Raw genomic sequence first — 10,534 nt, 5'->3', positions numbered from 1 at the left:
GAAAAATGTCGCAGGCTATGGAAAAATTGCGAAAGAAAACTACATACAAGCCTGAATATGGTGGTTCTTGCTTTTATTGCTCTACTTTTGAAAAGATTTTAAACAGGCTCTAAGGAGTATTTTGACAAAGTGATTGATTTTGGTTTGCTATTAGCATAAGACCACTATAGTATCATTTTTGATCCCTCTTCTTTTATATCCATAAGTGAGTATATAGTAGTGCCGATTCAAACGGCTAGCTTAATGGGGTTCAAGTCAACGAATTGAAACTTGTCGTTAATCCTATATTTTTCTATACGATTGAATCGGAACCACTATATTTATATCAGACTTGAATAGTCTTTAAGATTTTTCTAAAAAAGAGACTCTATGTTGAGTTATTCGGAAATGCTTTCTCTTCTTCTTGAAATTAAAAAAGGGATCTTAGGTAAAAACCTCGTAAGGTTTATGCAAATTAACCCTACAAGCTATGTATTTGTGTTTAGTAATATCCAGCTATTGCTCTGTGTGCAAAAATCATTTAGTCGCTTTCACATCACAAATAAAAAACATCAAGCGCATCCTTCTGTTTTTGCAGATCAAGTAAACAAAATCTTAAGAGAAAGAATATGTATGGAAATTTTTCTGTTCTCAGAGGATCGCATTCTTTGTTTAAGATTTGAAGAATACTATTTTATCGCAGAGCTCATGTACCATCATCCGATTCTAGCTGTTACAGATCCCCTATTCGCTATTATACTTAGCAATAAATCCACTTCTTCTCATTATAAAAAACCCCTTGTAAAACCTGCTACCCATCATTTTTCTACTTTTGTCACAAGTGAGGAAATAGAAGAGCGTTATCAGTTATTAGAGAAACAAGCTCTATTCGCATTACATTGCAAAAAAATATCTAATCAACTGCTTAAACTAGAAAAACAACGTAAAAAGTATGAAGAAGAATATAATCGAGCTAAAAACTGGCAGGTTTTACAAAACGAAACAGAATTATTAAAAAGCCATCTGCAACAAATAGCACCTGGGATGAAAAGCGTACGAGTCATGAATTGGGCGAGTCAATCTTTTCTAGAAATAGCTTTAGATCCAAAAGTTCCTATCCAAAAGCAATTACAGGCGCGTTTTAAAGAAGTGCGCAAAAGGAAAAAAAGGTTAGATCTCTATCCCGTATTTATGAAAGAGATCGATCAGAAAATGCATGCGCTTCAGAAAGAATTATCCAATCCAAGCATAGAACTACCTCATCAAAAACCTCCTCTAAAAAAAGAGCGTAATAAAGCGCGTGATTTTCACACTTTTATAGATAAGGAATACACCATTTTAGTCGGTAAAAATGCTAAAGGGAATGAGAAATTAACTTTTACGATAGCAAAGGGTAATGATACCTGGTTACATGTAACCCCCATGGCAGGCTCTCATGTGGTTGTTAAAGCCAAGCTAATCAATGAAGGTATTTTGCAAGATGCTATGCAACTAGCACTGTATTTTAGTCAAGCCCGCAAACAAAACCAAGCAGAGGTTCTGATCACAAAGGTTAAATATGTGAGTCGTACTAAAACAACAGGAAAAGTACTTGTCAGTAAGCATAGAACAAAAAAAGTACAATTAGATCTGAATAGAGTCAAAGAGTTGTTAAAAAAACAAACAGCAAAAAATCTCTAGAAAAGTATCTCTAAGAGCCTGTTTAAAATCTTTCTTTGTGTGCAATTATGGCATGTATATTTACTAAATAATGCGGCCTATTCATATCGATTTAGCATAGAGAAAAAAGGAATTTTACTACTATAGTTAAAAGATATGTATAAAAAACCCTCTTTAGTCATTTTAGGGATCGATCCAGGAATTAAGAAATCTGGTTATGGGATCATTAAAGTAGAGCATCCTCGTCTAGAACCTTTAGACTTTGGAGTGATTACTCCTCCCTTTCATACAGATAGCAACCATTGCTATTTAGTGTTATTCAATAGCTTTGAAAAGTTATTAAAAGCTTACAAACCTGATGCGGTTTCTATTGAGACACAATTTGTAGATAAGAATGTAAAAAGTGCATTCAAAGTTGCTATGGCACGTAGTATGGCTATCATTACAGCTGCTCGTCAGAACATCCCTGTATTTGAATACGCGCCAAAAAAAGCAAAATTAGCTGTTGTTGGGAATGGATCTGCAAGCAAGAACCAAGTGCAAAAAATGGTCCAACTCATTCTACAACTATCCTCTATTCCTGAACCAGAAGATGCCTCAGATGCTTTAGCACTTGCTATTTGCCATGCAAATACCCTACACTTTAATTTAAAAACTCATGTTTGATTATATTAAAGCCACTCTTATAGAATCGAGACCCTTAAAAGTTACTGTGGAAGTACACGGCATAGGATATCGAATTTGGGTCCCTATTCATATAAAGCTTCCTCAAGAAGGTTGTCTAATTACTCTCTATATTTCCCCTATTATTCGAGAAGATTCTCATCAGTTATTCGGTTTTTTAACACGCTTGGAGAGAGATTTTTTTGAGCTTCTCATCACTATTTCTGGAGTAGGACCTAAAATAGCACTTTGTTTAATGGGGCATCTTGAGCTACCAGATCTTCATGCAGCCATATTACAAGGAAACATCCAAGTTCTTTCCAAAACACCAGGTATTGGTAAAAAAACAGCTGAAAGATTAATTATCGAACTACGCGATAAGATAAAAACCTTAAACCTGCCCATCTCTTCTACACAAAACAACAACAATCAAATGCAAAATGATGCTCTAAGCGCACTGATCCATTTAGGCTACCCTTCTATCCAAGCTCAAAAAGCCATCAAAACAGTTCTCAATCAATCGGAAAAAGAGCCCGATCTTGGGCAGTTAATTACAGCAGCTCTCAAGCAAGTTTAATTTATCTATTAAGAACCTGTTTAAAATCTTTTCAAAAGTAGAGCAATAAAAGCAAGAACCACCATATTCAGGCTTGTATGTAGTTTTCTTTCGCAATTTTTCCATAGCCTGCGACATTTTTCTATCCATGCAAAAGAACGCTCTACAACCCATCTTTTGGGAATAACTGTAAAAGTATGAAGTGTATTTCTTTTGGCTATTTCTACCAAATCTTTCTCCAGAAGATCCTCCCTCTGCTAAAACATTTTTTACACCGAACAAATGGTTTTATGTAGTGAAAATGCTTCTATACACCCATTTTTTTTAAAACTATTTCAAGAGTACTCTTAGAATTTTTATCATCTTTTTTATTTCAAAGAGGGAAATAATAATCACATAATTCCCATTTAGGATAATCTATGGGTAACATACACCAGTAGACTCAAGTATTAGATGGATTTTGCTAAATTGGTTACGAGAGATATCGCTTGGATAAGAGCGGGTCATAATTACCTCCAAAGGTTTTATGAAAACTATCATTAATGCCTTACTGAAAAGATTTTAAACAGGCTCTTAGAAGAGATACCGAAAATAACAGATATTTTGAAATGTAGGATAAACGACAAGTTTCAAGTCGTTGACTTAAAACTTGTCGTTTATCCTATATTTTTCTATACGATTGAATCGGAACCACTATATACTCTTGTATATAGATCTGATCGAAGTGCTAATCCCTCGTTTATCTAGAAAAACAATTAGAACAAGTAACACAAAAAGATGTTTTAAGCAAGGCAGGAATTTCTCCCTGCTCTTGATTACCAGGTAAGGGACGAAGCTGACTGGTATTCTGTCACACGGGTTTCAAAGAAGTTTTTCTCTTTACCGAGATCCATTGTTTCACTCATCCAAGGGAATGAATTTTTTGAGTGATAGACCGCTTTAAGACCAATTCTCTCTAATCTACGATCTGCAATATATTGCACATACTCGCGGAACATAGAAGAGGTAAGACCAAGAATTCCTCTAAGAAGGCAATCTTGAGCGTAAGCAATCTCTAATTCAACAGCGTGCTTAATTTTTCGAATAATCTGATTTTGAAACTCGAAAGTCCAAAGATTTGGATTTTCTTCTTTAATTCCATTAATGAGATCGATACCAAAATTTAAATGGATGGTCTCATCGCGTAAGATGTATTGAAATTGTTCACCAATTCCTGTCATTTTATTTTGGCGATGGAAAGAGAGAATCATGACAAAGCCACTATAGAAGAAAATCCCTTCCATAATGAGGTAATAACCAATTAGATTTTCGAGGAACTTTTGCGCTCCTTGTGTTGTATCGGTTGAGAAATTAGGATTCAAAACTTCAGCTGTTAGCTGCATTTGAAATTCATCTTTAGCTTTAATGCTAGAGATTTCATTATACATATTGAACACTAAACCTTGATCAAGGTTTAAAGATTCACAGATATAGACAAAGGAATGGGTATGAATGGCTTCTTCAAATGCCTGACGTAGCAGGTATTGACGCACTTCAGGGTTTGTCACATGCTTAAAGATAGCAAGTACAATATTATTGCCAACTAAACTCTCAGCAGTGCTGAAAAATCCTAAGTTACGCATAATCACTCTACGTTCATCTTCGCTTAAAGTTTTAGCTTTCCAAAGTTCAATATCTTTGGTCATAGGAACTTCTGTAGGCATCCAATGATTGGCGCAACCATTCATATAATGCTCCCATGCCCAATGGTATTTAAGAGGCATGAGTTGGTTTACATCTACTTGATTGCAGTTAATCAGTTTTTTTTGTGCTACATTAACCCGTTTTCTTGTGTCTGTAGTTTTGCTCATAGTTATGATCTCCTTATTGGCAACTTTCACATCCTTCATCTAGGTTACAACTCTTGCGCTGCAATGCAATATTACTCGAGGCAGATTTGTGTTTCATCCATCTAGGCTGCAGCCCTCGTTTGTTGATATCTGTTGTCGATTTTTCAATCTGAGTAGCTCCCAAAGAGCGCAGATAATAGGTGGTTTTTAACCCTTTTTGCCAAGCAAAGAAGTACATTTGATGTAACTTCTTACCACTTGGCTGGGCTAGATACAGATTTAAAGATTGCCCCATGTCAATCCATTTTTGCCGACGACTAGCGCATTCAATAAGCCATTCTGGGTCAATTTCAAAGGCGGTTAGGTAGACTTGTTTAATTTCTTGAGGGATACGATCGATTTCTGCAATAGAACCATCAAAGTATTTAAGGTCATCGAGCATTTGTTGATCCCAAATGCCAAGTTCTTTAAGACGATCTACAAGGTATACATTAGGAACTGTGAATTCACCGGATAAATTAGATTTAACAAATAGATTTTTATAAGAGGGTTCAATCGATTGTGTAACTGCTGTGATATTGGAAATGGTTGCTGTGGGAGCAATGGCCATGGTGTAAGAGTTACGCATACCATGATTTTTGATCGATGCGCGTACAATGTTCCAATTCATAGTCGAGGTGTGATCCATATCAAGATTGGTTCCGCGCTGGTTTTCAAGCAGAGAGATCGTATCTATAGGTAATAATTCTTTTTCCCATTTTGAGCCTTTGTAAGAGGAATAGGTGCCTTTTTCACGTGCTAATTCACTAGAGGCCAAAATAGCGTAATAAGAAATCATTTCCATACTTTTATCCGCAAAAGCAATAGCTTCATGACTTGCATAGCTAATATTCAATGCATAGAGAGCATCCTGGAATCCCATCATTCCTAAGCCAATGGGGCGATGTCTTAAGTTTGCATGACTCGCTTCTAATGTAGGATAAAAATTGATATCGATTACATTATCCAGCATGCGCACAGCTGTGCGAATGGTAGCGCTTAGTTTTTCTTCATTGATTCCTTGAGGATTCATATGCTGGATTAAGTTAACCGAGCCTAAGTTACATACAGCGGTTTCATCGGAGGAAGTATTGAGCAAAATCTCTGTACAGAGATTGGAGCTATGCACGACGCCCACGTGATCTTGTGCAGAGCGAATATTAGACGGATCTTTAAAAGTGATCCAAGGGTGTCCTGTTTCAAATAGCATGCTGAGCATTTTGCGCCAAAGTTGAACTGCTTCCATTTGTTTGAATAGTTTGATTTTTCCAGATGTTGCCATCTGTTCATACTCTTTATACCGATCTTCAAAATCCATCCCGTAAAGATCGTGTAGATCGGGAACGTCATTTGGGCTAAACAAGGTCCACAATCCATTTTCTTTAACTCGTTTCATAAATAGATCAGGAATCCAGTTAGCTGTATTCATGTCATGAGCACGCCGTCTTTCATCACCTGTATTTTTGCGCAGTTCTAGAAAATCTTCGATATCTAGATGCCATGTTTCTAAATAGGCGCACATCGCACCTTTGCGCTTGCCACCTTGATTGACAGCAACCGCTGTGTCATTGGCTACCTTTAAGAACGGGATAACCCCTTGACTACACCCATTTGTTCCTTTAATAAGAGAGCCTGTTGCTCTAATATTTGTCCAATCATTGCCAATTCCTCCAGCCCATTTGGATAACTGTGCATTATCGGCGATCATTTTAAAAATACAACCCAAATCGTCTTGTACCGTTAACAGATAACAAGAGGATAATTGTGAGTGAAGCGTTCCAGAGTTAAATAACGTAGGAGTACTGGACATAAAGAGAAAAGTAGAAAGGACGTTATAGAATTCAATGGCACGTTCATTTTTTTGCTCTTCTTGCATAGCAAGACCCATGGCAATACGCATCCAGAAAATTTGCGGTGTTTCTAGCCTACGCTGTTCATGATGGATAAAGTAGCGATCGTATAGGGTTTGTAGTCCAAGGTAGGTAAATTGATCATCTCTTTGCAGTTGCATAGCATGACAGAGTAGATCAAGGTCAAACTTTAATAAATCAGGGTGTAATCTGCTTAGTTTGATTCCTTCTTTGATATACTTTTTAAAGTAGCTGCGATGAGATGACTCTAAATCAGGATCTGAAGAGCTAATTTCCATGGTTTCTCGGTAGAGGACATCTAATAACAAGCGGGCAGCTACTTTAGAATAAGCAGGCTCAATTTCAATTTTTGTACGGGCTGCCATAATTTGGGCTAGGTCAACCTCTTTTTCCTTAATTCCTTCGTAAAAATTAGAAACCGTGTTTTCTAGAAGTTCATCGGCAGATACCAACTCTTCTAATCCGCGACAAGCTACTTTAATACGGGTAAATAATTGTTTTTCCGTAATAGTGCGCTTGTTTTGCTCTTGATCAAGAATGGTAAATTCACGCGTTGTTCTATCTTCTGGGATAGGATAAGAGAACTTGAGTTGATTTTGTCTGCCAAGTAAGGCTCTATGCAAGATAAAGTGCTTTGCTACGCTATAAAAATCGGCTTTCATCAATTGTTGCTCGATTTCATCTTCGATCAAAATAGAGCTAAGGACAACGCCTGTTTTAGAAAGACTCAGCGCTCTTGCAACTACATTCTGTGTGAGCAAATTAATGGCTTCTACCACTTGCTTTGGAGAAAACCCTGTGATTTCCATAGAAGAGCGAAAGGCTTTTTCCAAAGAAGAGGCGATTTTCATAGGATTAAAGCGTACCTCTACTCCATCTTCTCTAATCATTTTTAAGCTCTGAACAGAGTCATCGCGCAAGGCTTTGTGTTGATCGCGATAAATAATATAATCTCGCGCTACATCATGATGACCTGCTTTCATTAAGCAGACTTCAACCTGATCTTGAATTCCTTCAACGGTTAAAGATGTTCCTTGGACAGCTAATTTATACAAATCTTCAATCACTAGGTTAACGATTTGATCGATAGATTGGTGTAAAGAATTGCTAAGAGGGGTTTCTTTATCGACTTTCTTGGTGTCGCGAAAGGCACATTCAATAGCTCTTAAAATTCTCTCTTGACGAAAAGGAACAATGCTACCATTGCGTTTGACAACAGTGAAATGCTGTAGGGAGGCCTTAGGTGAAGAGTTGCCCTCTTTTAGTTTCACAGGATCTTCTTGAGTCATTGAACCTTTCATATATTTTTTTGCTCCAAGTGTTTTAGTTTTTTATAAAGATGTTAGGATCTTGGGTCTTTCTCATTATGGCTCCTAGATTAACGTTTTAAGCAATTACAGCGAAGTCTAAAAAATAAAAGATCTTTATACTACATATGGTAGTTTATTTGAGTCATGCACACCATATATAGTAGCTAAAAGCTACTTGTCTAGTAAAAAATATACTTTTTAAAAAGTTATTTTTATGCTTTTCTAAACAAAGAACTTAAGTGATTAGAGTGCAACAATTCTAAGAAACTGATACGATTCTATATGTAAGGGAAAAACAATTTTACGATTAAAAAAGGAGGGTTATGCGAAGGGTTTATCTCATTCCCAACATGATCACAGCTTTTGGTTTAGCTTGTGGATTATTTGTGATTTTTAAAGTAAACATGGTAGAGCCCGGTTCTGGATTATTTCAAGTATTGCGTATATCGGTGCTTTTATTATTAGTAGCGGCCTTTGCAGATTTGCTAGATGGTGCTGTTGCTCGCGCGTTTCGAGCAGAGAGCGAATTTGGATTTATTTTTGACTCATTAGCAGACGCCATATCTTTTGGAGTAGCCCCCTCTGTTTTGCTTTTAAAAACATTATCATTAGAGCCTGGAACAGGATTGTCTTTTTTAGCCGTTTTAGGTGCTATGCTCTATTCCATCTGCGGTATTTTACGACTCGTTCGTTTTAATGTAAAAACAACGGAACCAAATGCAGAAGCTTTATCTGAAAAAAAACACTTTACAGGCCTTCCCATTCCCGCTGCTGCTTTAGCCGCGGTTTCTCTAAATTTTTTATTTGCATCTAATTTTTTCCATAACTATTTTTCTCTATCTGAAGAAGCGCATGCTATCACCTTAAGCATTGTAATGATTATTTTAGGGTATTTTATGGTAAGTCGTTGGAAATTTCCCAGTTCCAAAGCTCTACATTTTCGAGTTCCTTCTTTTCAATTGGTTTTTGGGACTGTTATCTCAGCTATTTTTATTTTTTATGGAACGCTGTACTTCTTTCCGATCATGTTAACCATTGTGACATGGAGCTATATTCTTTTGGGATGGACTTTATCGATTATCCGCTTGATTGCAGGCAGGAAATCAAAAACTTTAGTGGATTTCGAGCCCGAGCATGAGGACTAATGAAGGACCTTGTCATCGTTTCATTAGCTGTTATTGGGTGGGGACTTTGGCTATTTGCTCTTATGAGTCGAAAAAAACTAGAGATTTCCTTAGCTTTAGCCCAGCAGAAAGCAGAAGAAGTATCTAATTTAGATTTGCAATTAAAAGAAAAAGAAAAAGAGATTTTTACGCTTTTGTTGCAGCAAAAAAGTTCTGAGGAAAGACAACAAGCCATGGAGCTAGCAGAACAACATTTTAAGCTTTTATTTCAATCGCTATCTTCTCAAGCACTAGAGCACAATAACAAACAGTTTCTATCTGTTGCTGAAACAGAAATTGCTAAATGGCGTATCTCTGCCCAATCAGATTTAGATAAACGTAAACAGTCAGTAGAAGAAATGCTTGTGCCTTTTAAAGAAATCCTGGTCAAGCTCGATCTAGAGATGCGTAAATATGAAAATGAACGTAAATCTGAGCGAGAGGTTTTTAAAGAACAGGTACGTGCCTTAACCGATAGCGAAAAACAACTTAAAACAGAAACGGCTAATCTTGTGCAAGTGTTGAAAAATCCGCAATCTCGTGGTAGATGGGGGGAGATGCAATTAAAGAGAATTGTTGAATTAGCTGGTATGCTTAACTACTGTGACTTCTACGAGCAAAAACATAAATTTACAGAAGAGACAAGCATCAGGCCCGATCTTCTTGTTCGCTTGCCCGGCGGTAAACAAATTATCATTGATGCCAAAGTTCCTTTAGAAGCGTACTTAGAGGCTATGTACAATCCTGACGAAAAGATTAAGGAAGCTAAATTTCGCGATCATGCACGTCATATAAGAGCTCATGTTAATGCATTGAGTAAAAAGAGTTATTGGGAGCACTTTCAACCCGCTCCTGAATTTGTCATTTTGTTTTTACCAGCAGAAGCTTTTTTTAGTGCAGCACTTGAGAATGATCCTTCTTTAATTGAAGTAGGTGCAGAACAAGGGGTAATCATTGCAACACCAACAACCCTCATTGCACTTTTGCGTACAGTGTTTTATGGTTGGAGACAGGAGAATTTATCCAAGCAATCAGAAAAGGTAAGAGAACTTGGTCAAGAGTTATATAAAAGATTGTTTGATATGACAGGGCATTGGTGTAAAATGGGTAAAAGTTTGGCTCAAGCGGTTGAATCCTATAATAAAGCAGTGGGGTCTTTAGAGACTCGTGTTTTAGTAACAGCGCGCAAGTTTAAGGATTTACAATTGCTCTCTGAAGAAGTGGATTTGGAACCATTATTGGAAATTGATAAAAAACCACGAGATTTGCAAATTGCCGAGCTTGTGCATCCCTTGCATAAAGGCAAAGACTTAAGCTCTTAGAGATTAGACTTCTTGCGTAATTAGATTTTTGCTATACTTCTTTCCTAAATGGAGGGAAAGGAAAAATTACTTAGAACTTCAATCACTCTCACCCGAGCAATTTAGAAGACTAACAGGAGTGAAACGAAAAACTTTTGAAGAAA

The 10,534-nt window shown here is 36.9% G+C and carries 9 protein-coding genes and 2 pseudogenes; 7 read left to right on the top strand and 4 right to left on the bottom strand.

Annotation, left to right across the window (positions count from 1 at the left end):
- The 4 genes and pseudogenes from RHOW815_RS04400 to ruvA all read left to right on the top strand — a co-directional run.
- Positions 1 to 102: pseudogene (locus RHOW815_RS04400) on the top strand (IS5/IS1182 family transposase); the annotation flags it as partial.
- A gap of 267 nt (positions 103 to 369) precedes the next feature.
- Positions 370 to 1,659, top strand: a complete 1,290-nt coding sequence (locus RHOW815_RS04395; RefSeq protein WP_215217127.1) for an NFACT RNA binding domain-containing protein — start codon at positions 370 to 372, stop codon at positions 1,657 to 1,659.
- Positions 1,660 to 1,794: 135 nt separating this feature from the next.
- Positions 1,795 to 2,304 carry a crossover junction endodeoxyribonuclease RuvC gene (gene ruvC / locus RHOW815_RS04390; protein WP_215217126.1) on the top strand — a complete coding sequence of 170 codons (510 nt, stop codon included), beginning with the start codon at positions 1,795 to 1,797 and terminating at the stop codon, positions 2,302 to 2,304.
- Entirely contained in the window at positions 2,297 to 2,878 is a 582-nt protein-coding gene (gene ruvA, locus RHOW815_RS04385; RefSeq protein ID WP_215217125.1) for a Holliday junction branch migration protein RuvA, read from the top strand. Before ruvC ends, ruvA begins: the two co-directional genes overlap by 8 nt.
- Before the next feature lie 20 nt (positions 2,879 to 2,898).
- On the opposite strand, the pseudogene RHOW815_RS08570 reads toward ruvA, so the two are convergent.
- Both RHOW815_RS08570 and RHOW815_RS08845 read right to left on the bottom strand, forming a co-directional pair.
- Positions 2,899 to 3,084: pseudogene (locus tag RHOW815_RS08570) on the bottom strand (transposase); the annotation flags it as partial.
- 190 nt (positions 3,085 to 3,274) lie between these two features.
- Complete coding sequence (locus RHOW815_RS08845) at positions 3,275 to 3,397, bottom strand: hypothetical protein (protein ID WP_256439910.1); 123 nt, start codon at positions 3,395 to 3,397, stop codon at positions 3,275 to 3,277.
- A gap of 63 nt (positions 3,398 to 3,460) precedes the next feature.
- On the opposite strand from RHOW815_RS08845, the gene RHOW815_RS04375 reads away from it, so the two are divergent.
- Positions 3,461 to 3,604 carry a hypothetical protein gene (locus RHOW815_RS04375; protein ID WP_215217124.1) on the top strand — a complete coding sequence of 48 codons (144 nt, stop codon included), beginning with the start codon at positions 3,461 to 3,463 and terminating at the stop codon, positions 3,602 to 3,604.
- Between the two features lie 68 nt (positions 3,605 to 3,672).
- On the opposite strand, the gene RHOW815_RS04370 is transcribed toward RHOW815_RS04375, so the two are convergent.
- On the bottom strand, positions 3,673 to 4,746 hold the full coding sequence (locus RHOW815_RS04370; protein ID WP_256439909.1) for a ribonucleotide-diphosphate reductase subunit beta: 1,074 nt from the start codon (positions 4,744 to 4,746) through the stop codon (positions 3,673 to 3,675).
- Complete coding sequence (locus RHOW815_RS04365; RefSeq protein WP_215217128.1) at positions 4,721 to 7,885, bottom strand: ribonucleoside-diphosphate reductase subunit alpha; 3,165 nt, start codon at positions 7,883 to 7,885, stop codon at positions 4,721 to 4,723. The genes RHOW815_RS04370 and RHOW815_RS04365 overlap by 26 nt, the downstream gene beginning before the upstream one ends.
- Before the next feature lie 344 nt (positions 7,886 to 8,229).
- On the opposite strand from RHOW815_RS04365, the gene RHOW815_RS04360 reads away from it, so the two are divergent.
- Entirely contained in the window at positions 8,230 to 9,051 is an 822-nt protein-coding gene (locus RHOW815_RS04360; RefSeq protein ID WP_215217122.1) for a CDP-alcohol phosphatidyltransferase family protein, read from the top strand.
- Positions 9,051 to 10,391, top strand: coding sequence for a DNA recombination protein RmuC (locus tag RHOW815_RS04355; RefSeq protein ID WP_215217121.1), 1,341 nt, complete (start codon positions 9,051 to 9,053; stop codon positions 10,389 to 10,391). Before RHOW815_RS04360 ends, RHOW815_RS04355 begins: the two co-directional genes overlap by 1 nt.
- The last annotated feature ends 143 nt before the right edge of the window (positions 10,392 to 10,534 follow it).

The sequence above is a fragment of the Candidatus Rhabdochlamydia sp. W815 genome (assembly GCF_018642185.1).
In the GTDB taxonomy this organism is placed as follows: domain Bacteria; phylum Chlamydiota; class Chlamydiia; order Chlamydiales; family Rhabdochlamydiaceae; genus Rhabdochlamydia; species Rhabdochlamydia oedothoracis.
Note: the sequence above shows the minus strand (reverse complement) of the source record. Positions and strands in the feature narration are given on the sequence as shown.

Coding starts and splice junctions, on each gene's coding strand:
- RHOW815_RS04360 (WP_215217122.1), top strand. CDS start 8,230: ATGCGAAGGGTTTATCTCATTCCCAACATGATCACAGCTTTTGGTTTA.
- RHOW815_RS04365 (WP_215217128.1), bottom strand. CDS start 7,885: ATGACTCAAGAAGATCCTGTGAAACTAAAAGAGGGCAACTCTTCACCT.
- RHOW815_RS08845 (WP_256439910.1), bottom strand. CDS start 3,397: ATGATAGTTTTCATAAAACCTTTGGAGGTAATTATGACCCGCTCTTAT.
- RHOW815_RS04370 (WP_256439909.1), bottom strand. CDS start 4,746: ATGAAGGATGTGAAAGTTGCCAATAAGGAGATCATAACTATGAGCAAA.
- RHOW815_RS04355 (WP_215217121.1), top strand. CDS start 9,051: ATGAAGGACCTTGTCATCGTTTCATTAGCTGTTATTGGGTGGGGACTT.
- ruvA (WP_215217125.1), top strand. CDS start 2,297: ATGTTTGATTATATTAAAGCCACTCTTATAGAATCGAGACCCTTAAAA.
- ruvC (WP_215217126.1), top strand. CDS start 1,795: ATGTATAAAAAACCCTCTTTAGTCATTTTAGGGATCGATCCAGGAATT.
- RHOW815_RS04395 (WP_215217127.1), top strand. CDS start 370: ATGTTGAGTTATTCGGAAATGCTTTCTCTTCTTCTTGAAATTAAAAAA.